Annotated in this window: 20 protein-coding genes; 6 read left to right on the top strand and 14 right to left on the bottom strand. The window is 71.7% G+C overall.

Annotated elements, in window-relative coordinates; all coding sequences use genetic code 11:
- Window position 1: 1 nt before the first annotated feature.
- The 4 genes from ACWEGE_RS38990 to ACWEGE_RS39005 are packed head-to-tail and all read right to left on the bottom strand — an operon-like array spanning window position 2 to window position 2676.
- Window positions 2-628, bottom strand: a complete 627-nt coding sequence (locus ACWEGE_RS38990; protein WP_449665503.1) for a GTP-binding protein — start codon at window positions 626-628, stop codon at window positions 2-4.
- Window positions 603-1001 (bottom strand): DUF742 domain-containing protein, encoded by a 399-nt coding sequence (locus ACWEGE_RS38995; protein WP_449665504.1) that lies wholly within the window; start codon window positions 999-1001, stop codon window positions 603-605. The genes ACWEGE_RS38990 and ACWEGE_RS38995 overlap by 26 nt, the downstream gene beginning before the upstream one ends.
- Window positions 1001-1438, bottom strand: a complete 438-nt coding sequence (locus ACWEGE_RS39000; RefSeq protein WP_449665505.1) for a roadblock/LC7 domain-containing protein — start codon at window positions 1436-1438, stop codon at window positions 1001-1003. The genes ACWEGE_RS38995 and ACWEGE_RS39000 overlap by 1 nt, the downstream gene beginning before the upstream one ends.
- Window positions 1435-2676: a sensor histidine kinase gene (locus tag ACWEGE_RS39005; RefSeq protein ID WP_449665506.1), complete on the bottom strand. Its 1242-nt coding sequence runs from the start codon at window positions 2674-2676 to the stop codon at window positions 1435-1437. The genes ACWEGE_RS39000 and ACWEGE_RS39005 overlap by 4 nt, the downstream gene beginning before the upstream one ends.
- Before the next feature lie 372 nt (window positions 2677-3048).
- On the opposite strand from ACWEGE_RS39005, the gene ACWEGE_RS39010 reads away from it, so the two are divergent.
- From ACWEGE_RS39010 to ACWEGE_RS39025, 4 genes are read left to right on the top strand one after another with little or no spacing between them, the layout of a single operon-like run.
- Window positions 3049-3714, top strand: a complete 666-nt coding sequence (locus tag ACWEGE_RS39010) for a TetR/AcrR family transcriptional regulator (protein WP_449665507.1) — start codon at window positions 3049-3051, stop codon at window positions 3712-3714.
- Window positions 3708-5441, top strand: a complete 1734-nt coding sequence (locus ACWEGE_RS39015) for an ABC transporter ATP-binding protein (RefSeq protein WP_449665508.1) — start codon at window positions 3708-3710, stop codon at window positions 5439-5441. Before ACWEGE_RS39010 ends, ACWEGE_RS39015 begins: the two co-directional genes overlap by 7 nt.
- Complete coding sequence (locus tag ACWEGE_RS39020) at window positions 5438-7450, top strand: ABC transporter ATP-binding protein (RefSeq protein WP_449665509.1); 2013 nt, start codon at window positions 5438-5440, stop codon at window positions 7448-7450. The genes ACWEGE_RS39015 and ACWEGE_RS39020 overlap by 4 nt, the downstream gene beginning before the upstream one ends.
- A gap of 56 nt (window positions 7451-7506) precedes the next feature.
- Window positions 7507-8574 carry a DNA polymerase ligase N-terminal domain-containing protein gene (locus tag ACWEGE_RS39025; RefSeq protein WP_449665510.1) on the top strand — a complete coding sequence of 356 codons (1068 nt, stop codon included), beginning with the start codon at window positions 7507-7509 and terminating at the stop codon, window positions 8572-8574.
- Here ACWEGE_RS39025 and ACWEGE_RS39030 read toward each other — a convergent pair.
- Window positions 8564-8944: an SPW repeat protein gene (locus ACWEGE_RS39030; protein ID WP_449665511.1), complete on the bottom strand. Its 381-nt coding sequence runs from the start codon at window positions 8942-8944 to the stop codon at window positions 8564-8566. The genes ACWEGE_RS39025 and ACWEGE_RS39030 overlap by 11 nt on opposite strands.
- Before the next feature lie 362 nt (window positions 8945-9306).
- Between ACWEGE_RS39030 and ACWEGE_RS39035 the strand changes: the two genes are divergently transcribed.
- Complete coding sequence (locus tag ACWEGE_RS39035) at window positions 9307-10305, top strand: radical SAM protein (protein WP_449665512.1); 999 nt, start codon at window positions 9307-9309, stop codon at window positions 10303-10305.
- Window positions 10302-10511 carry a radical SAM-modified peptide, FtsH ternary system-associated gene (locus tag ACWEGE_RS39040; RefSeq protein WP_449665513.1) on the top strand — a complete coding sequence of 70 codons (210 nt, stop codon included), beginning with the start codon at window positions 10302-10304 and terminating at the stop codon, window positions 10509-10511. Before ACWEGE_RS39035 ends, ACWEGE_RS39040 begins: the two co-directional genes overlap by 4 nt.
- Window positions 10512-10516: 5 nt before the next feature.
- On the opposite strand, the gene ACWEGE_RS39045 is transcribed toward ACWEGE_RS39040, so the two are convergent.
- Genes ACWEGE_RS39045 through ACWEGE_RS39085 form a run of 9 tightly spaced genes read right to left on the bottom strand, consistent with a single transcriptional unit; the run spans window position 10517 to window position 21603 of the window.
- Window positions 10517-13525 carry a WD40 repeat domain-containing protein gene (locus ACWEGE_RS39045; protein ID WP_449665514.1) on the bottom strand — a complete coding sequence of 1003 codons (3009 nt, stop codon included), beginning with the start codon at window positions 13523-13525 and terminating at the stop codon, window positions 10517-10519.
- The gene (locus ACWEGE_RS39050) at window positions 13522-15066 is read right to left on the bottom strand and encodes a hypothetical protein (protein ID WP_449665515.1); all 1545 of its coding nucleotides are present in this window, start codon (window positions 15064-15066) and stop codon (window positions 13522-13524) included. The genes ACWEGE_RS39045 and ACWEGE_RS39050 overlap by 4 nt, the downstream gene beginning before the upstream one ends.
- Entirely contained in the window at window positions 15063-15719 is a 657-nt protein-coding gene (locus ACWEGE_RS39055; protein ID WP_449665516.1) for a hypothetical protein, read from the bottom strand. The genes ACWEGE_RS39050 and ACWEGE_RS39055 overlap by 4 nt, the downstream gene beginning before the upstream one ends.
- Window positions 15716-15976 carry a hypothetical protein gene (locus ACWEGE_RS39060; RefSeq protein ID WP_449665517.1) on the bottom strand — a complete coding sequence of 87 codons (261 nt, stop codon included), beginning with the start codon at window positions 15974-15976 and terminating at the stop codon, window positions 15716-15718. The genes ACWEGE_RS39055 and ACWEGE_RS39060 overlap by 4 nt, the downstream gene beginning before the upstream one ends.
- 2 nt (window positions 15977-15978) lie before the next feature.
- Window positions 15979-16770 (bottom strand): hypothetical protein, encoded by a 792-nt coding sequence (locus tag ACWEGE_RS39065; protein WP_449665518.1) that lies wholly within the window; start codon window positions 16768-16770, stop codon window positions 15979-15981.
- Window positions 16771-16780: 10 nt separating this feature from the next.
- A complete protein-coding gene (locus tag ACWEGE_RS39070; protein WP_449665519.1) occupies window positions 16781-17932 on the bottom strand; it encodes an AAA family ATPase in 1152 nt (383 codons plus the stop codon).
- Window positions 17929-19764: an ATP-binding protein gene (locus tag ACWEGE_RS39075; protein WP_449665520.1), complete on the bottom strand. Its 1836-nt coding sequence runs from the start codon at window positions 19762-19764 to the stop codon at window positions 17929-17931. The genes ACWEGE_RS39070 and ACWEGE_RS39075 overlap by 4 nt, the downstream gene beginning before the upstream one ends.
- Window positions 19761-20588 (bottom strand): hypothetical protein, encoded by an 828-nt coding sequence (locus tag ACWEGE_RS39080; protein ID WP_449665521.1) that lies wholly within the window; start codon window positions 20586-20588, stop codon window positions 19761-19763. The genes ACWEGE_RS39075 and ACWEGE_RS39080 overlap by 4 nt, the downstream gene beginning before the upstream one ends.
- The gene (locus ACWEGE_RS39085) at window positions 20539-21603 is read right to left on the bottom strand and encodes a JAB N-terminal domain-containing protein (protein ID WP_449665522.1); all 1065 of its coding nucleotides are present in this window, start codon (window positions 21601-21603) and stop codon (window positions 20539-20541) included. The genes ACWEGE_RS39080 and ACWEGE_RS39085 overlap by 50 nt, the downstream gene beginning before the upstream one ends.
- Window positions 21604-21646: the final 43 nt, after the last annotated feature.

Here is a 21646-nt window from a genome sequence, read left to right on the forward strand (position 1 = left end):
CTCAGGCGTGCGGGGCGCTGCCGGCGAGCTCGCGGCCCGCCGGACCGGAGAGCACCGCCAGCGACAGCGTGTGGCCGACCAGTTCGGTCAGGGTGGCGATCGTCGAAGCGCGGTCACGGGCGTCGCAGGTGACCAGCGGGACGGCCGGGTCGAGGGCGAGTGCGTCGCGCACCTCGTCGAGGTCGTGCACCGGTTTGCCCTCGAACTGGTTGACCGCCACGACGAACGGCAGCTCCGAGTCGTTCTCGAAGTAGTTGATCGCCGCGAACGACTCGTCGATCCGGCTGGTGTCGACCAGCACCACCGCGCCGAGCGCGCCGCGGCTCAGGTCGTCCCACAGGAACCAGAACCGCGCCTGCCCCGGCGTGCCGAACAGGTACAGCAGCAGGTCGGGACGCAGGGTGATCCGGCCGAAGTCCATCGCCACGGTCGTGGTCGACTTGCCGCCGGGCGGGATGTCGTCGATGCCTTCGCCGGCCTCGGTCATCCACGCTTCGTTGCTCATCGGCGGCACTTCCGACACCGCACCGACGAAGGTGGTCTTGCCGACACCGAATCCCCCGGCGATGACGATCTTCGCGGAGATCGTCAGCAGATCGCCCTCAGGCGGGGAGCCGCTTGAGCCCATCAAGGATCCTCTCGAGCACGTTGGTGTCGTGGTGGTAGGCGTGCGCGGTGGGGTGCACGAACACCGCACCCTGGGTGGCGAGGTCGCCGAGCAGCACCCGCACCACGCCCAGCGGCAGGTCCAGCCCGACCGACAGCTCGGCGACCGAGCAGCGCACCCGGGCGCGTTCGTAGAGCGAGCGCGACTCCGGCATGAGCGTGTCGCTCAGCGCCGGGTCGTACTGCGGCACCGAAATCAGCGTCTCGACCAGCAGCTGGTGGCGCGTGCCGGTCCGGCCGCCGGTGAGCGCGTACGCCCGGATCCGGCGGCTCCGGCGCGGCAGGGCGGTGGCCGGCTCGGACACGGGGGTCACATCCTTGTCGGGCACGTCCATCAACCCCGGGGCCGGCGCGCGGTCAGCACCTGGCGCAGTTCGGCGCGCACCTCGGGGGTGAGCGCGTGGCCGGCGTTGGTGATGAACTGGGTCATTTCGTAGGCGACCACCTTCATGTCCGCCTCGGCCGAGGTCAGCACCGCGAGCCCGGCACCGGAGCCGATGCCCATGAACAGGAAGTAGCCGTGGGTGAGCCGGATGATGATCTGCTCGCAGGACCCCTTCCCGAACAGCGCCGCGCTGTTGCCGGCCAGCGAGAGCAGGCCGCTGGCGATCGCGGCGAGCTGTTCGGCCTCGGCCTCGCCGACCGAGTCCGAGGCCGTGAGCGGGAAGCCGTCCACGCTCATGATCAGCGCGTGGCTGACACCGTGGACCTTGCGCACGAAGTCGTCGAGCAGCCAGGCGAAGTTCGCCGTGGCCGACTGGGGGGCGCTCACCGGGTGGTTCCTCCGGGCGTTTCGTCCTGCCGGGTGCGGTTCTCCGCGAGCGCGGCCTGCTCGCCGTCGGCGAAGGCGCCGAGGTCGGCGAGCAGCCGCTCGTGCCCGGCCGCGGCGGCGTCCCCGGCCGGTGGCGGCGGGGGCGGTGGCGGTTCCGGCGCGGCCCCGCGGATGCTGCCGGGCACGCGGCGCGGCAGGCCGTTCGCCGTCGTCCCGCCGACGGTGCCGTCGACCGGGCGGGGCCGCGGGCTGGGCTTGCGCGGCGCGAGCGGCTCCGGCGTCTCCCGGGGGAAGGTGCCGGCGCGGCGGCGCGGCAGCCCGCCGACGGTGGCCGGTTCGCCGCCGGTCTTGGCCGGTTCGACCGTGACGGTCCGGGTGCCGGACCAGGCGTGCTCGGCGAGCTCGGTGACGACGCCGGTGGGCAGCAGCACGGTGGCGACCGTGCCGTGCGGGCTGCGCCGGTCCAGCCGGACGGTGACACCGTGCCGGGCGGCCAGGCGGGCGACCACGGCGAGCCCCATGTGCCGCGCCGCGGCGTCGTCGAGGTCGCCGCCCGCGGCCAGCCGCGCGTTGAGGTCCCCGATGCGGTCGGCGGGGATCCCGATGCCCTCGTCCTCGATCCGGACGAGCACGCTGCCCTGCTCGGTCAGGTGCGCGCTCACGTGCACCGGCGAGCTAGGAGAGGACTGGTTGGCGGCGTTGTCGAACAGCTCCGCGAGCACCCGGCCCAGGTCCTCCGCGGCGAAGCCGACGACGCCGAGGTTGACCACGCGGCCGATGGTGATCCGGGCGTAGTGGTTGATCGACGACATCGCCTCGCGCATGAGGTCGAGCACCGAGGTCGCGCGGGCGGCGTCGCCCGCGGTGTCCTGCCCGGCGAGCACGCGCAGGTTCTCGGCGTTGCGCCGCAGCCGGGTGGCGAGGTGGTCGAGCTGGTAGAGCTCGGCCAGGCGGTGGTGGTCCTCCTCCCCCGCCTCCAGCTCCTCCAGCCGCGCGAGGAGCTGGTCGAGGAGGTTGAGGTCGCGCAGGGCGACGCTGGCGCAGATCTCGGCCAGCACGCCTTCGCCACCGGGGGCGGCGGGCGGTTCCGGCCGGGTCAGCTCCACGAACGCCGGCCCCGAGGGTGGCTGGTACCCGGGGTGCTTCGGCGGCGCGGTGAGGTACTGCGCGGCGGCGACGCGCGAACGGTCCAGCAGGACGCGTGATCGATCCAGGAGTTCCCGGGCCCGGCTCGCCATGTGGTCCCACTTCTTCCTTGATCAGGTGCGACAGTGCTCAACGAACTGTTGCGGAACGACGGTGCTTCGCCGACCCCCGGCGGCGATGCGGGACATGCAAGCAGAAAGGTTCGTGGGATGTCCACAGCCGGTCCCCGCGTGATCGCTGGGCGTGACCGTGATTTCGGAGCGTCGCTGCTGGTGAGCGCAGTGGGTTAGGCCATTCGGTGCAATTTTGCAAATTGCGGTCCGCAACGGAGCGCACACGGCCCGCGAACCCGCAGCTGAGGCAGGCCCTGCCGGCGAACTCGCCGGGCCGTGCCCGATTCGTCCCGAACTTGCGCGCCACGCAATTTTTTGCGGGCCGCGCAAGTTTTTCGCTACACTCTGCTCATGCCGCCGGAAGAACCACCGAAGCTGACCTTGCGCGAGCGGAAGAAGCGCGAGGCCCGGCGAGCCCTCGCGCAAGCCGCCCTGCGGCTGACGCTGGAGCGGGGGCTGGAGAACGTCCGGGTCGAGGACATCGCCACCGAGGTGGGTGTCTCGCCCCGCACGTTCAACAACTACTTCTCCAGCAAGGAGCAGGCGGTCTGCGCGGTCGTCGTCGACCGGCACGAAGGAATGCGCGAGGCCCTGCTCAACCGGCCGGAGGGCGAACCGCTCTGGCAGTCGGTCAAGCACGTGGTGCTCGAGCAATATTCGCGTGATGGCGAGCCGGATCGCGCGTATGTTGCGCGTATCCGGGAGCTGATGGGCCAGCTCATGCTGCGGGGCGAGTTCCTGAACGCCCACGCGGCGGTCGAGCGGGTCCTCGCCGAAACGATCGCGAAACGGGTGGGCGGTGTGGACCACCTGCTGTGCCGGCTGATGGCCTCCTCGGTGGAAAGTGCCGTCCGCGTCGCCTTCGTGAACTGGTTCACCGAAGGCGAACCGCTCCTGCCGACGCTGGAGCGGCTGCTGGACGAGCTGGCCGCCGGGATGCCGACCCTGACCGGCGGCACCGAACGCAAACCCGAACCGAACACCACCACCACTCCACTGGGGGAATCGTTGTGCTAGTCAAGCTCCTGCGCAGCCACCTGCGCCCGTACCGGGGCACGCTGTGGGTGATCGTGCTGCTCCAGCTGGTGCAGACGATCGCCATGCTCTACCTGCCGACGCTGAACGCCGACATCGTCGACAACGGCCTGATCAAGGGCGACATGGGCTACATCCTGCGGATCGGCGCGGTGATGCTGGCCGTCACGCTGGCCCAGATCGCCGGCTCGATCGGCGCGGTCTACTTCGGCGCCCGCACGGCGATGGCGATCGGCCGGGACATCCGCGCCGGGGTCTTCCACCGGGTGCAGGACTTTTCGGCCCGCGAGGTCGGCCAGTTCGGCACGCCGTCGCTGATCACCCGCACCACCAACGACGTCCAGCAGGTCCAGATGCTGGTGCTGATGACGCTGACGCTGATGGTGTCCGCGCCGATCATGTGCGTCGGCGGCATCATCCTCGCGCTGAACCTCGATGTGCCGCTCTCCTCGCTGCTGCTGGTGATCGTGCCCGTGCTCGCGGTCTCGGTCGGGGTGATCATCGCCAAGATGCGCCCCGCGTTCCGGCTGATGCAGGTCCGGATCGACCGGATCAACCAGATCCTGCGCGAGCAGATCATGGGCATCCGGGTGATCCGCGCGTTCGTGCGCGACAAGCACGAACGGGCCCGCTTCGACGTCGCGAACGACGAACTGCTGACCGTCTCGCTGCGGGTCGGGCGGCTGATGGCGCTGATGTTCCCGATCGTGATGCTGGTGATGAACGTCTCCAGCGTCGCGGTGCTGTGGTTCGGCGGCCAGCGGATCGACTCCGGCAGCATGCAGATCGGCGCCATGACGGCGTTCCTGTCCTACCTGCTGCAGATCCTGATGGCCGTCATGATGGCCACGTTCATGTTCATGATGGTGCCGCGCGCGGAGGTCAGCGCCGAGCGGATCAGCGAGGTGCTCGGCACCGAGTCCAGCGTCCGCCCGCCGGTGTCGCCGATCCGCCCGGGCGCGGTGCACGGGCACCTGGAGCTGTCCGGTGTGGAGTTCCGCTACCCCGGCGCGGAAAAGCCGGTGCTGTGCGACATTTCGCTGATCGGGCGCCCGGGTGAGACCACGGCCGTGATCGGGTCGACCGGTACCGGCAAGACCACCCTGCTGAACCTGATCCCCCGGCTGATGGACGCCACCGCCGGCACGGTCAAGGTCGACGGCGTCGACGTGCGCGACCTCGACCCGGCGGTGCTCGCCCGCGCGGTCGGGCTCGTGCCGCAGAAGCCGTACCTGTTCGCCGGCACGGTGGCGAGCAACCTGCGCTACGGCAACCCGGACGCGACCGACGAAGAGCTCTGGCACGCGCTGGAAGTGGCGCAGGGCAAGGACTTCGTCGAAGCGATGGCCGAGGGCCTCGACGCGCCGATCGCCCAGGGCGGCACCAACGTCTCGGGCGGTCAGCGGCAGCGGCTCGCGATCGCCCGGATGCTGGTGCACAAACCGGAGATCTACCTGTTCGACGACTCGTTCTCCGCGCTCGACTACGCGACCGACGCGGCCCTGCGCCGGGCGCTGGTGTCGGAGACGAAGGAGGCGACGGTGGTCATCGTCGCGCAGCGGGTCAGCACCATCCGCAACGCCGACCGCATCATCGTCCTCGACGAGGGCCGCGTCGTCGGCACCGGCACCCACCACGAACTCATGGACGGCAACGAAACCTACCGGGAGATCGTGCTGTCCCAGCTCACCGAACAGGAGGCGGCGTGAGTACCACGGAATCGCCCGAAGCCGCCGTGACCGAGGCCGGGGAACGGCCGACCGCGCAGCGGCACCGGAACACCGGTGCCGCGGCCGGTGGGCCGGCCGCCCGCTGGATGTCCGGCGGCGCACCGGCCGAGAAGGCCCTGGACTTCAAAGGCTCCCTGAAGCGCCTGCTGCAGCTGCTCAGGCCGCAGCGGGTCGCGCTGATCGCCGTCCTCGTGTTCGGCGCGGCCAGCGTCACGCTGACCGTGATCGGGCCGAAGATCCTCGGCCAGGCCACCGACGCCATCCTCGCCGGCGTGCTCGGCAAGCAGGTGCCGCCGGGGGTCACCAAGGAGCAGATCGTCGCCGGGCTGCGGGCCCGCGGCGACGCCACGCTCGCCGACATCTACAGCCGGGTCGACCTGGTGCCCGGCGTCGGCATCGACTTCGACAAGGTCGGCCGGATCCTGCTGATCGTGCTGGCGCTGTTCGTCATCTCGTCGTTCTTCGGGCTCATCCAGGCCCGGCTGACGACGACCCTGGTGCAGCACGCGGTGTACCGGCTGCGCCGGCAGGTCGAGGAGAAGTTCGCCCGGCTGCCGCTGAAGTACTTCGACCGCCAGCCGCGCGGCGAGGTGCTTTCCCGCGTCACCAACGACATCGACAACCTGGCGCAGTCGCTGCAGCAGACGCTGTCGCAGATCGTGTCGTCGCTGCTGACGGTGGTCGGCGTGCTGATCATGATGTTCCTGATCTCACCGCTGCTGGCGCTGATCGCGCTGCTGACCGTGCCGCTGTCGGCGGTCGTGGCGGCGAAGGTCGGCAAGCGGGCGCAGCCGAACTTCATCAAGCAGTGGTCGACGACCGGCAAGCTCAACGCCCACGTCGAGGAGATGTACACCGGGCACTCGCTGGTGAAGGTGTTCGGCCGCCGCGAGGAGTCCGCGGCGATCTTCGACAAGCAGAACGAGACGCTGTACCAGGCGAGCTTCAAGGCGCAGTTCATCTCCGGGATGATCCAGCCGGCGATGATGTTCATCGGCAACCTGAGCTACGTGCTGGTGGCGGTGATCGGCGCGCTGCGCGTCGCGTCGGGCAGCCTGACGCTCGGCGAGGTGCAGGCGTTCATCCAGTACTCGCGCCAGTTCAGCCAGCCGGTGACGCAGATCGCCAGCATGGCGAACCTGCTGCAGTCCGGCGTCGCCTCGGCCGAGCGCGTGTTCGCGCTGCTCGACGCCGAGGAGCAGGCGCCGGAGCCGGCGACCCCGGAGCGGCCGGAGGTGATCCGCGGGCGTGTCGAGTTCCAGGACGTCTCGTTCCGCTACCTGCCGGACAAGCCGCTGATCGAGCACCTCTCGCTGACCGTCGAACCCGGTCAGACGGTGGCGATCGTCGGCCCGACCGGGGCGGGGAAGACGACCCTGGTCAACCTGCTCATGCGGTTCTACGAGCTCGACAGCGGGCGGATCACGCTCGACGGCGTCGACATCGCGAAGATGAACCGCGAAGAGCTGCGCGACCAGACCGGCATGGTGCTGCAGGACGCGTGGCTGTTCGGCGGCACGATCGCGGAGAACATCGCCTACGGCGCGGACGATCCGAGCCGCGAAGAGATCGTCGAGGCGGCCCAGGCGACGTACGTGGACCGCTTCGTGCGGACGTTGCCGGAAGGCTACGACACGGTGCTCGACGACGAGGGCGGCACGGTCAGCGCGGGTGAGAAGCAGCTGATCACGGTGGCGCGGGCGTTCCTGGCCAAGCCGGTGATCCTGATCCTCGACGAGGCGACCAGCTCGGTCGACACCCGCACCGAGGTGCTGATCCAGCGGGCGATGAACTCGCTGCGCAGCGGCCGCACGAGTTTCGTGATCGCGCACCGCCTTTCGACGATCCGCGACGCGGACGTGATCCTGGTGATGGAGCACGGCCGCATCGTCGAGCAGGGCGACCACGAAACGCTGCTGCACAGCGGTGGTGCCTACGCCCGGCTGTATGCCGCGCAGTTCGCCGAAGCCATGGCCGAGACGGACTGAGGCCCGTACCCCGGTACCCTGGAAGCTCTTCGAGCGGAAGGGGTACCGGGGCGGCCATGGCCGACAAACTCGAGGAATACCGCCGCAAGCGCGACCGCGACCGCACTCCCGAACCCTGGCCGGACGGCCCGCCCGTCCCCGGGAACGACGACCTCTTCGTCATCCAGGAACACCACGCGACTCAGCTGCACTGGGACTTCCGGCTCGAACGCGACGGCGTGCTCGTGTCCTGGGCGGTGCCGAAGGGCCTGCCGCTCTCCCCCGGCGTGCCCCGGCTCGCCGTGCACACCGAAGACCACCCGCTGGAGTACCTCACCTTCTCCGGCGAGATCCCCGCGGGCGAATACGGCGGCGGCCGGATGACCGTGTGGGACACCGGCCGGTACGAAACCCTGCACTGGAACGACCACAAGGTCGAGGTGGTCTTCCACGGCGCCCGCACGCGCGGCAAGTACGTGTTCCGGAACCGGCACGAGGAGGACGGCCGAGACTGGACCCTGCGCCGCCTCGACCCGGCCGAACCCGGCCACGAGGACGCCCCCGAATTCCTCGAGCCGATGACGGCGGAACCGGGTGAGCTGCCGCCGGACGACGACGGGTGGGCCTACGAGTTCGCCTGGGGCGGCCTGCGCACGATGCTGCTGGTCTGCGGCGGCCGCGTCACCGCGCACGACGACACCGGCGCCGACGTCACCGACCGCTACCCGGAGCTGCACAAGCTGGGCGAGCAGCTCGGGTCCACGGAAGTGCTGCTGGACGGCGAAGTGGTCGTGATGAAGGACGGCAAGCCCTACCCGGCCGGGCTCGACGAGCGCCGCCGGGCCGACGCCGCGGCCGCCAAGCGCCTCAAGACCGGTTGCCCGGTCTTCTACTTCGCTTCCGACGTCCTGCACCTCGACGGCCGGCCGACGCTCGACCTGCCCTACACGAAGCGCCGGGAGCTGCTGGACGGCCTGGCGATCGAAGACCGTCACTGGCAGGTCCCCCGCTACTACCTCGGCGGCGGCGAGGCCGTGGCCGGCGCGGGCCGCCAGCACGGCCTCCCCGGCGTGGTCGCGAAGCGGGCCGACAGCCCGTACCGGCCGGGCGGCGGCGCGGGCGACTGGCTGCTGATCAAGAGCTGACCCGGCGGGCCAGCGCGACGCCGGCGACCACGACCACCAGTCCGGCGACAACGTTGCCCACGAAGGCGCCCGCCGACGGGACAGTCTCCCCGCCGCTGCGGAGCAGCCACGGCGAGACGGCGGCCCACGCGCCGAGGACCGGGACGACCCAGCCGATCAGCACGAGCCGCCGGGTGGCCGTGCGGGCGATCGCCAGCGCGATCAGGACCAGGCCGACCAGGGTGTCGCTCAGCGCCAGGACGCCCGCGCCACCGAAGCCGGTGATCCACGGGGCCATGACCAGGTAGAGCCCGGCGAGCAGGACCAGGCCGGCGGCCACGCCGAGCACCGCCGTACGGCGCCGGACAGCCGGGGTGCTGTGGGATGTCATCTCCTCACCTCCACCCGGAGAGGTACCCGCTCGTCGCACCCGGTAACCGGGGCCCGCCCGCCGCCGTCGGTGCCGGCAGGCCCCGGCCCGGTCAACACGCCAGGTGGGACCACCTCGCCACCCGCATCGGCAGCGTCGATCCCGATGGGAACCAGAGCGCGCCAGCCAGGCACGGACCATGCAGATCCCGATTGGCCGGTTCACGGAAATCGACCGACACGAGCCGGTCAGCCGCTCGCAGGCTCGGTGGCCGCACGAGATGTTCGAGACCGGCGTGGCCATTCTTCTCACTGATTTCAGAGAGGACAACCAGCAAACGTCCTCCGGCTTCGAACGACCGTGCAATCGTCTAGAATAGCCGGGTGGAATGGCTGCCGGCGGTCCTGACCGAGGAAACAGCTCGAGGCGTCCTCTGTCGGCTCTGCCCGCATCACTGCGTACTCGGTGAGGGCCAGGTGGGCGTCTGCAAGGTCCGCCGCGGATCAGCCACCGGCTTGGAAACCGCCACCTTCGCCTCGTCCGTGGCGCACGTCGACGCAGTGGAGCGCAAGCCTTTCTTCCATTACCGTCCCGGTAGCCAGACGATCACCCTTGCCGCCCCCGGCTGCTCTTTCCGCTGCGACTACTGCGTGAACTTCCGGATGTCTCAGTTCGGCCGCGACGACCAGTCCGCGTGGAACGCGACCGCCGTCGACCCGGCCGACGTGGTCGGCAGGGCTGCCGCCATGTCCGCGAATGTGGCCATGTCGTACACCGAACCCTCGCTGGCTCCCGAACTCACCATGGAGCTGGCGCGTCACGGTCGCACCCTGGGGGTGGAAATCCTGTGGAAAAGCAACGGATTCCTGACGCCCGAGGCGGTTGCGTTGTGCGCACCGGCCGTGGCTGCGGTGAACATCGACCTCAAGGGCGTCGACGAGAAGTCGCATCGGCGGCTCACCGGGGGCTCCTTCCGGCCCGTCGTCGACACGATCAGGCGGTTCCGGGAGCACGGCACGTGGGTTGAGGTCTCCACCCCGGTCATCCCCGGAGTCACCGACCCCGAGCGGGTCGCCGAGGTGATCGCGGGGATCGGCGTCGACATCCCCTGGCACTTGGTGCGGTTCACGCCCGCTTTCCGGATGCGGGACCGCGATCCCACGCCTCCTGAGGCCCTCGCCGAGGCGGTCGAGCACGGCCGTGCGGCGGGGCTGAAATATGTCTACGTTGAGCGCGCTCTCGGTGACAGCGGCCGCGAAACCCGTTGTCCCGCCTGTGATTCCGTGGTGGTGAGCCGAGGGGTGTGGTCGTTGCGCGGGAACCGGCTCGTCGCCGGTCGCTGCCCGGATTGCGGAACGACCCTCGGAGGGCGTTGGTCATGAACGATTTCCGGTTCGTCGAACACCTCCCCGACCTCATCCAGCCCGAGGACTACTCGAATCACCCGGACGGGCGGCTGGTGCGGCTGCGTGTCTCGGTCAGCGCCGACGGCGTCGAGATCCTCGGCGACGCCTTCCGCCCGGAGGTCCTCGAAGAGATCCTGAGCGGGCTGGGCCCGGACGACATCCAGCAGATGCTCTGCGGCTGACCACGTCACGTCCGGTCCTGCAGCACCGCGGCGACCACGTCGTGGATCTCGTCCGGGCCGGCACCGGGCGCCAGCACGTGGGTACGCGGGCCGACGTCGTCCGTGGGCAGGCCCGGGTAGTGGACCCGGATCACGTGCAGACCGGGCCGGGTCGAGCACGCCAGGTACGGGTGGGTCAGCAGCACCAGCCGCGGCAGCCCGCCGAGGACGTCGCTGAGCTGGGTCGCGGCCGCGCCGGCGGCGGCCAGCGCAGCGGGCAGGTCGGGACGGTCCACGCTGCCCCGCCCCCACACGTGGATCAGATCTGCCGTCTCGGTCAGGAACGTGACCTCCGCGGACGACAGCCGCACCAGCGCGCACCGGCGGTGCTGGCGGATCGCCATGCCGGCAAGCACGTTCGCGACGATCCGGAGGGTCAGCCCGACCATCCCGAACGCCGCAGGCGTGTCGTCCACGATCAACACCACGGGTTGCCCGTCGACGACGAGTTCGCCCTGACGGGTGCGGAACAGCAGTTCGTCGCGGGACATCTTCGCGCCCAGTACCTCGCGTGGCAGGGCGAGCTGCGACGGCATCAGCGACGGCAGTTCGCCGTGCCGGGCTACGCCCACCCGGGTGTCGCCCGTCCCGTGGCCCTGTGAGGTGCCGTCAGTGCGCAACATCGACCGCAGGCCCAGCAGCCGCCGCTGGCGGGGTGCGAAGGACCAGCCGCCGAAGCTTTGGCGGCGGACCCTGGCGAGGATGTCCGGCGCGGCGGCCACCGCGTCCGGGCCCAGGAGGGTCGCGAGCATGATCACGGAGTCGTCGATCCGCTCGAGTTCAGCCCGCAACGCGGTCATCGGCGGGTCCGGCGCGTGGGGAATCGTCGGCACGCCTTCCAGCGCCGGCTCGACCGCGGCACGCAGATCCTCCTGCCGGGCGTCCTTGGGCGGCGCCGTGTTCGCGTCCGCCGGGACGCCCGCAACGACGAGCACGGTGAGTCCCGTGACCGCCTCCGGTGGCCAGCGCAGCCCGCGCAGCATGGTGACGCCGGGGTGCCGGTCGAACTCGCCGAGCCGGCCGGCGTCCTCGCCGAGCAGCAGCGAAAACACGTCGGCCAGCAGTGGCAGGGCGACGCTCGTGCCCACGGCGGCGGTCGCGACGACCACCGCGGCCAGGCACGGGTGCGGCGGCCGTTCGCCGTCCGGCCGCGGCGGAACCGCCACGGTCCAGCGGACGACCGTGCCTTCGTCGTGGACGACGGCGAACCGCCCGTCCGCGGCCCAGTGCACGCTCGCCACCGGTTTGCCGCCGCTCGGCGGGGCCGGCACGGTGAGGGCGACCTGGCCACGCCGGGCGTCCCACAGGTCGACCGCGCCGATCGGCCGGCGCGCGGGGACGGCGAGCAGCCGGGAGTCCGGTGACCAGGCCAGCACTTCCCCGAACGCGGCCGGCCCGGTTTCGGGCCGCCAGGTCGCGGTGTCCCACAGGGTGATGGGCGCGCCGGCCCGAGCGAGCGCGAGGGAGGCGCCGTCCGGCGAGAAAGCCACCACACCGCCCCGGCGTCCGGGGCCGGTGTCCAGCCGCCGGACCCGTGCCAGTGTCCGGCCGTCCCACACCACGACGGCATCGGGTACCGCGGCGGCCAGCAGCGTCCCGTCCGGTGACCAGCACGGGGCACCGGTCCGGTCCGGCACCGGGACCGTCCGTGGCCGGCCGATCCCGTTCAGGTCGTGGACGTGCAGATCGCGCCTGCCGGGCCCGAACACCGCCGCCGCGCGCGCCGACCAGGCCACCGAACCGACTCCGTCGACCGACGCCGCCCGCTCCCCGGTCGTGCCGTCCAGCACGGCGATCCGGTCCGGGGCTTGGCCCACCGCGACGAATCCCGCGCCGGCCGACAGCGGGCCGTCCCCGGTCTCGGCGGTCCACACCGGCAGGCCGTCGCCGCCGAACCGGGTGACACCGTCCGACGCGTGGACGTACCAGCCTTCGTCGGCCCAGCCGAAGCCGGACTTGCGGGCGAGCGTGGTGGGCACCGGAGGCGGCGGCGTGGTTTCCGTGGTGACCACCGCCGACTGGACCACGCCGGCTGCCCAGCGGCGCAGCGCGACGCTCCGGTGCCGCTTCGGATCCGGCCGTTGGGTGTCCGGCAACGCGTACAGGCCGACCGTCTGCTTGCCCGTCCGGACCCCGACCAGGCCGGTTTCGTTCACGTGCAGGCCGGAGGCTTCGGTGAGGGCGGCCGGCCAGACACCAGGCGCCACGTCCGGCGCGCGCAGCCATCGGTCCAGCAGCGTCAGCGAGCCGTCCGGCAGGCCCGCCAGCAGGGTCGCACCGGTCCGGCTGACCCCGATACCGGTCGGCAGGCCCGCGGTGACCAGCGGCGGGGTGCTGCGGCCGGGGTCGGCGACGCTCAGCGTCCGTACCTCGCTCAGCCCCATCATCATGATCAGCTCACCGTCCGGGGTCCACGCCAGCCGCACCGGATGGGCGTCCCCGACGTTCATCGAGCTGATCATCACCTCGGTCGCCGGCTGCCACAGCTGGAGCGATCGGGGCCGCGCCACGCACAGCTCACCGGACGTCGGTCGCCAGGCCAGCGCGATCACCGGGTCACCGCCGCCACGCAACCGGAGCACCCGGCCACTGTCCTGGTGCCAGAGGAGCACGGTGCCTTGCCGGGTGCCCACCGCGAGCGTGGGCTCGATCGCCGACAGCGCCATGGCGGTGATGCCGGCCCGCCCGGCCAGCTCGTCCGGCAACGGCCGTTCCGCCCCCGTGACGGCGTCCAGCAGGCCCAGGCGGGCGCCGGCGAGGAGCGTGATCGAATCACCGGCGGCACCCCACACGGCTTCCACCGGGAACTCGGCCGCCGCCTGCCGCGCCCGGGACCAGCCGAGTTGCCCGCTCGCCGCGTCCCACACCTGGACCGCGCCGTCGCCGACGGTCAGCACGCTGGTGCCGTCGGGGGAAATCCGGACGCACCGGCACTCCGGGGCGGCCAGTGTCACGACCGGCTTCAGCGTGGTCATTGCCCGGCCCCGGCGGCCCGCTCGTACAGCCGGGCGGCGAGGGCCGGTTCGCCCGCCTCCCAGTACTTCCGGGCCGCTTCGGCCAGCTTGCCCTGCTGTTCGAGCTGGAACCCCTCGGTGTACAGGCCGGTCTGCTCGACGGTCCGCGCGTCCGCCGGGACGTCCGGCTCGATCCGGGCGCCCGCCGCGTCCGCCTGCTCCAGCACCGCCTTGGCCGCCGCCGACAGCGAGTCCGGGGTGGGCTCCGCGGCCACGGTGGGCCCCAGCCACAGTGTCCAAACCGGAACTGCACTCCGCAACGAGAGCCTGCAGGTTCCGCTCGCGTGCATGACCACCACGGACTCCGCGTCCACCGCGAACAGCCGTGCCCTGGCAGCGGCCGGCAACGTCGGCTTGAGGCGGTGGCCGGCCTCCTGGTACAGCGCACCCGGCCCGAGCCGGCACAGCGGCACGCCGAACGGGATGTCCGACACGAGCCGCCCCGGCTCGGCGTACAGGTGCCGGCCCGGGCCCAGCACCAGGAGGGCCCGTTCCGCCGCCGGATGCCCGGTCAGGAACCGGCGCAGCGGCAGCAGTTCGTCGTCGGTGAGCAGCAGCGCGTCCACCGGGCGTGCCTGCCGGTCGGGGACGAGCGCCACCTCCACCCGCAGGTCGGCGGGCAGCCTGCCGGGCGGCGGAGCCGGCGGGGAGGCCAGCGTGGTGTCGGCTCGCAACGGCGGCGCGTACTCGGCACTCCGCTCGGTGATGCGCCGGACGCCGAGGTCTCCGGCCAGCAGCAGCTCCCAGCCGTCCGGCACCCAGCGGGTCAGGTCCGCGTCCAGCAGCGGCAGGACCAGCCGCTGGTCGATCAGCAGCCGGCCGCCGGACGGACGGCAGACGACCGTGGACGGCAGCCCGGTCAGCGCCCGGGTGAACGCCGTGGGCACGGCCCGGCCGGGCGCGGTGACCTTGAGCAGCACCGCCGGCCAGTCGCCGGCTTGTTCCGGGAACGCCGGTGTGAGACGGGCGGTGGCGACCCGGACGTCCAAGTCGGCCGCCTGGGACCGGTCGATCACCCACCGGGCCAGCGGTCCGGAGGTCACCACCACGACCTCGGCCTGTTCGGCAACTGCCTTGCCGGGCGCGATTCCGGCGGCCAGTTCCAGCCACGAGACGGCCGGCCAGGCAGACACGTCCTGCCACCGGTGGCGACGGCCGCGCGGAGACACCAGGTCGGATCCTTCCGGCAGGTGCACGACGCCGCCGAGGGCCCAGCTCAGCTCGACGTCCTTGCCCTGGTAGCCGTGCACGATCACCCAGACCGACCGGGCCGGGTCACGCACCACCGGTGGATACCGGCGGTGTTCGTCGTCGCGGATCGCGGCGACGAACGTCAGCGCGTCGGCCGGGTGGGCGAACCGGGCGCCGAACACCGTCTTGGGAGCCGGGTCCGGTGCGGCCGCCCGGGGTGGGGCCGGCGGCGGGACCAGCGGGGTGATGTGGAAGTGACCGCCCGGCGCCGGTTCCGGCGCCGGGGCCTGCTTCTTGCGCCGCCGTATCATCGGAGATCCCGTTCCGGCACACCCGCGGTACCACCCAGCGCGGTCCGTGCCCAGTCCCGCCACTGCGCCGCCGTGCCCCGCAGCCGGCACCGGTACGCCGCGGCGAACACCTGCGCGGCCAGGTCCGGCCGGCCGAGGTGGTCGGCGGCCTGCACCGCCCACCGCGTGACCTTGGCCTGCTCGTCGGCCGGCGTCACTTCCGCCAGGTGCCGCTCCACGTCCTCGAGCGCGGCGACCAGTGCGTCCGGCCGTCGCTCCAACGCCGAGCACAAAGCGCGGGCCAGCCCGAGCCGCAGGTTTTCGGCCCGGCCGTCCGGACGGACCCAGGCCAGCTCCTGGTGCGCTCGCTGCGGCAGGCGAGCGTCCAGCGCGAGGATCCACGCCGCTTCCAGGTGCCTGCCGGCCGACCCGAACAGCTCCGCCGCGTCCTCGGGCCGGCCGAGGGCCAGCAGGCAGGTCGCCGCGTCGCCGGTCCGGCCGGCCCGCCGGTAGCAGACGGCCGCCTTGGTCAGGTTCCCCGCCGTGCGGTACAGCTCCGCCGCCGGGACCGGCTCGCCCGCCCGCTCCCGGCACCTGGCGGCGTCCTCGAGCCGGCCTGCCTGCTCGAAGCACAGCGCGGCCTGGGCGAGCAGGTGCAGCCGGGTGGTGGTCATTCGGTGGTCTTCTCCTGTTCGCCGACCGGTGGCCGGAGATCTTCCGGCCGGTAGACGAACAGCCCGCCGTCGGCACCGGCACCGCCCGGCACCTGCTCGGGCGCCGGCCGCCGGGCCACCACCTTGCCGACCTCGTGGGCGATCCGGTCGTGGGTGGCGTCGTGCTCCGGTTCCGGCTCGGTGCTGATGTCCTCGATCAGGAACGTCTCCACTTCGCCGGTGAGGGAGTTGACCCGGAAACGCACTTTCACCCGCATGGTCACCGCTCCAGTTCGAACTCGATCGCGATCACGCCTTCTTCCTCGCTGACCTGGAGGTTCTCGCCGTGCTGCGCCGCGTACTCCTGCAGTGCGGCCGAGTACCCGGCCGCCACCAGCTGGAAGATCCCCTTCAGCGTCTCCTCCTGCACTTCCTCCAGCCGCTGTCCGGCCTGCAGGTCCAGGGGGTTCTGCAATTCGGTGGCCCGCAACGTCAACTGGTGTTCGGCGGACCGCTTCGCCTCGGCCATCGCCTCGTCACCCCGCTGGTCCAGCTCGTGGCGGGCCGCTTCCTCGGCCTCGCGCTTCAGCGCCGCGAGCCGCTTCGGGGCCAGCTTGGCCAGTTCGGCGTCGGCCGCGAGCTGGGCCTCCCGCTGGGCCGTTCTCTTGTCCCGCCCGGCGTATCCGTCGTCGTAGTACGAGACGGTCGCTTCGGCCGAGATCTCGTCCTCGACCTGACCGGACACGGACAGGGTGGCGGTGCCGGCCGCCTCGATCGCGGCACTCAGCTGGACCGCGATCTCCAGCTCGCCGCTGTCCGGCCGGTAGACCACGACCCCGCCGGGAACCGCCATCCGGTACTCGTCACCGGCCTGCTCCCAGTCCGGCGAAGATCGCATGGCCTGCTCGAAGGCCACCCGTGCGCGCGGTGGCAGCAGGTCGGCGATCGACTGGGTCAACCTGGCTTCGGACGTCACGGAGCCACGCGCGGTCGCCGCCCGGTTGATCTCCGCCTGCCACGCCTCGGCGATCTTGCGGGTGGCCTCCACCTTGACCTTCCTCGGATTGCACATGGCCGTCCCTTCAGGACTGTTGTTCGAGCAGCATGGTGACCTGGTCACGCCACTCCTGGATGAGCTTGTGCGTGGTGTGCGCGGCCGGGTGGTCGGCCCGGGCCTCCTGCAGCAGCTCGTTGACCACGCGGATGGCCGCGACCACCGCACCCCGGGACACCGGCCCCTGCCGGTCCAGCACCCGCCGTGCCTCGTGTTCGGCCAGCGCCAGCAACTGTTCCGGGCTTCGCGAGGCCGACGACGGCTCGCCACCGTCAGCCGCAACCCGTTCGTCGACCGTGTCCCGCACCACGCGCGCGTCCGACTGCACGGTCCACAGGTGCGCGAGCGGCCACAGGTCCCTGGGCCGCGCCGTCCCGTCCTCGCGCAGCAACGCCGCCGCGGCAACGAGTTTCTGCGCGCGCACGATCCGCCGGTCCGACAGTCGCACGCCCTGCGCCAGCAGCTCGCCGACCAGGTCGGCCATGATTCCGCGGACCGGGTCGATGTCCACTTCGCGGACGCTGTCCGACAACGCCCGGAGGTCTTCGATCAGCAGCAGCGGCGGTTCGGAACCCGGAGGCAGCCGGTTCCGTTCCTGCTCCCAGCCCCGGCCGAGCAGCTCCGGCAGCTGGGCCGAAGCGACCGGCTCGACTTCCAGCCGCAGCAGGAACCGGTCGCTGAACGCCTGCAACGCCGGGTCGTCGGGCAGTTCGCTGGACGCGCCGAGCACGCTGATCAGCGGGGTCGGCTCCATCCGCGCCCCGTTGTGGAACCGGCGCTCGTTGATCAGCGACAGCAACGTGTTCAGGATGGCGCTGCTGCCCTGGAACACCTCGTCCAGGAACACGACTTCGGCCGCGGGCAGCATGTCGTCGGTCTTCACCCGGTAGCTGCCCGCCTGGAACTGCTCGAAGTCCAGCGGCCCGAAGATCTCCGACGGCTCGGTGAACCGGGTCAGCAGGTAGCTGAACCGGCGGGCCTGGATCAGCCCGGCGAACCGCTGGATCAACTCGGTCTTCGCGGTTCCCGGCGGCCCGATCAGCAGCATGTGCTCCCGGGCCACCACGGCGAGCACCAGCAACGCCACGGCCTGGGCCCGGCCGACGAACCGCGCGTCCAGGTCCCGCCGCACGGTCTGCAGGCTGCGGATGGTCCGCAGCTGACGATCACTGGGCTTCACTGGCGTCCCGCCTTGCTTCGCTGTTGTTCCCGCTTGGCGCGCTGGTAGTGGCCGACCAGCTCGCCGAGCCGGTCGGCGTCCGCCTCGACGTCCTCGCGCCACCGGCCGACGAACGCGTCCCGGAACAAGGCCCTGATCTCGTCGCCGTTCCACCCCTCGGTCGCCACGACCAGCGGCTCGACCAGCCCCTCCACGTCGATGTCGAACCGCCGGGCGTGCACGCGCACGATCCCGCGGCGTGCCTCGGGGTCCGGTAGTCCGATGTGGAAGCTCTGGAACCGGCTGGGCCGCAACAGCGCCCGGTCGATGATCTCCAGCCGGTTGGTGGTGCCGACCACGAGCATCTGCACGTCCGGCCGGAAACCGTCCATCTCGGTCAGGATCTGGGCGACCATGGCGTTCCCGGCCCTGCTGCCCCCGTCGTCGGACGAGCTGCGGCTGGCGGCGATGGCGTCGAACTCGTCGAACACGATCACCGCCGGCGCGTTCCGGCGGGCCTCGGCGAACAGCTCCCGGATCTTGCGCTCGCTCTCGCCTACGTACTTGTTGGTCACCTCGGGGCCCGACACCACCTGGATGGTGGCCTCCATGGAGTTCGCGATCGCCTTGGCGAACAGGGTCTTCCCGGTGCCCGGCTCGCCGTGGAAGATGAACCCGCGCGGGATCAGCTCACCGCGCAGCTCCCGGTACTCCTCGGGCAGTGACCGCGCCGCCGACATCACGTCCAGCGCCCGGGTGATCTCCCTCTTGACGTCGTTGTACCCGCCGATGTCCCCGAAGCTCACGGTCGGGATCTCGAAGCTGCTGGACGCCTGCGCCTTGAACTTGCGGATGTTGTCCTGCAGGTCCTTCACGGTGACCGGGCTTCGCCCCTCGGTCTCCTCGTACGCGTACCGCACGGCCTGCCTGAGCCGCACCGGGTTCAGGCCGGCGACGTACTTGTACAGATCGATCTTGTCGATCCCGGTGAACCGCCCGGCCTCGGCCGCGGTGACCAGCACCCGCTCGACCGGCCGGCGGCTGCCGTCCCGCGGGTCCCGGACCGCGCGCGGGCAGCCCTCGATGGCGACCCGCACCGCGAACCGCGCGGCCAGCACCTCCGGCAGCTGCAGCGACGGGTCGCTGAAACCCAGCAGCACGGTGCCTTCCGCGCCGTACAGCAGGTCGACCAGGTCCCGGGTCTCGTTGGCCAGTGCCGGATCCGAGCCGCCGCCGAGCAGGTCCAGCTGGGTGATCACCAGCACCTGGCCGTCCGCGATGTCCTGCACCACGTCCCGCAGCTGGGTCAGCAGCCGTTGGCGCAGGCTGGCGATGCCGGTCTGCGGCCGCATGTCGATCGGCGGTTCGGTCCGGTCGTTCGGCGAGTCGGGCACGTTCAGCACCCGTGCCTCCTGGCCGCTCTGCGCCACGATGTGCTCGGCCAGGTGCGGCACGACGATCTTGTCGCACGTCACGACCACGGACAGGCCGGCCCGGAGGAACGACGCGGCGTCCTGGACGTAGGAGGCGTACGCGATGCGGGTGGCGTCACCCTCGCTGATCGTCTCCGGTCTGTCCAGTTCGCCGTCCGGCGTTTCCGGAGCCGGCACGGCGTGGTCGAGCACCTGGGAGGTGCCGTCGGCGAAGAAGATCCGGCACCCCTCCGGCAACTGCTCCACGGACAGCCGGACGACGTCCACGGAGCTCACCGGCATCGCCGCCACGTCGGCGGGCAACGGCCGGGTCAGGGCCAGCCTGGCGTCCGCGATCGCCTCCTGGAGCGGCATGTCCGCCGGCTGCCCGCTGAACCGGGTGATCTGTTCGACGTCGTGGTAGACGATCTCGAGTTTCACGTGACCCTCCGGGTCTGTGCCAGCCGGAACAGGTTGGTGCCGATCCGGCGGTTCTCCAGCACGGTCCGGCCCCGGATCCGGCGCGGTTCGGCGGCTTCCAGCTCGGCCAGCGCCCGCCACCACAGCGCCGTCGGCACCGCCGCGTCGACAGGACCCGCGCCGAGGATCCGGCTCCACGCCGCGCGGGCGCGGATTTCGTGCTCCCGCCGGAAATGCAACAAGGCCGTCTCGTAGACGTCGATCACGAAGCCCGGGTCCTCGTGCCGCAGCTGGGCCAGGCATTCGCCGCGCCACCGGCACTGCTCCGGAGTGTCCGCCGGAGTGGCGAACCGCAGCACGGTCACCGCCCGCGTGGCCGGGTCGGAGAGCAGCCGGTCGAGCAGGGTTTCGCAGGTCGCGGTCGTCCGCCGGCCGGGCCGGTCCAGCACGCCGGTCAGCGGCGACACGTCCCGCAGCAGGTCGCCCAGATGAGGCAGCAACGTGGTGGCGGGGCCCGCCAGGCCGTGGAACGCCAGCAGGTCGGCGGGCCGGCTCGGCGGGCGCAACGCGCCCAGCAGCTCCCGGGCACGGTCGTGCCGGAACGAACCGATCGCGGCGGCCAGCGCGGCCGCGCCGGTTCCCGGCGGTCGCCGGTCGCCCAGCACGGGTGCGACCAGCCGCAACCGGGCCGCGGTGACCGCGGACAGCCGTCCGATCAGCCGCCGCGCCTCGTCGTCCGGGCCGGCCAGCCAGGTGGCGTCCGTGAGGTCTCCCTCGGGCAACGCGGTGGTCACCTCACTCACCGCCCACCGGAGGACCTGCTTGGCGGTACTTGCCGCCGTCATCGGAAATCCACTGGTCGTACTCCCGGAGTGTCCTGTCGTCCCGGCCGAAGAAGCGCAGGGTCCGGCCGCGCTTGCGGATGTTGATCAACGCGGCCACCTGCCACGGCCGCTGGAACGTGGCCAGGTGCAGGTCCACGTCGATCGAGGACAGCCCCATCTCCACCTCCACGCCCAGCAGGTGGGTGTGGTACCAGCCGACGAGCTCCTCGGACTGGCCGCGTTCCTCGATCAGCCGGGCCACGGCCAGGAACGATTCCCCGGTGAAGGTGAAGTGGACCATGCCCGCACCGGAGCGGTGGGCCGGTGTCACGTGCGTGATCTCGACGAGGTGAACCTGGTCGCCCGCTTTGGTGACGCGGCCGAGCATGAAGCCGCCTTCCTCCATGGTGGTGGCCAGCTCCATGTCCTTGAGGAACAGCTGGTGGATCCGGGCCGGCATCAGCACGTTGACCTTGCCGAGCTCGGCCGGGTCCAGGCCCAGGTCCGCCGGCTCGACCTCCTCGGATTCCGGGTGGTCGACCTGGGTCAGGGTGAACGGCTGGTGCCGCCGTTCGTCCGGGTTCACGTCCACCGACCCCGGGATTTCCGGCTCGGGCCGTCCGGTGACCTGCACGAGCAGCTGCTCGGCGAGCTTCCCCCCGGCGATGACGAGGGCGAGCCGCCGCTGCCGCAGCCGGAACGCCCAGGTGGTCTCGCCCGGCCGGAGGCGGCGCAGCTGCTCGGCCAGCACCGGACCCAGCAGGTCGACCGTGCGCAGCTCGCGGTCGTCCACGGCGTCCCCGTCCTTGACCAGCCGCAGCCGGGACTTGCCGTCCCGCGCCTCCAGGTTGCGGATCTCCGGTGGCCCGGGATACGTGCCTGGCTCGTCCGCCTCCCCCAGGGTCAGTTGCACCTTGCCCTCCTTCGCGGCGTCACCGAACTCGTGCACGGCCGCGTGCCGCAGGATCGGCCGGAGGTCGAACACCCGGAAGAACTTCTGCCGCTCACCACGGAAGACCACCAGCTCAATGTCCACTCGACCCTCCACGGACCGGCTCGATCCACAGCAGCGGCGTCCG

Source organism: Amycolatopsis sp. NPDC004747, assembly GCF_053601335.1.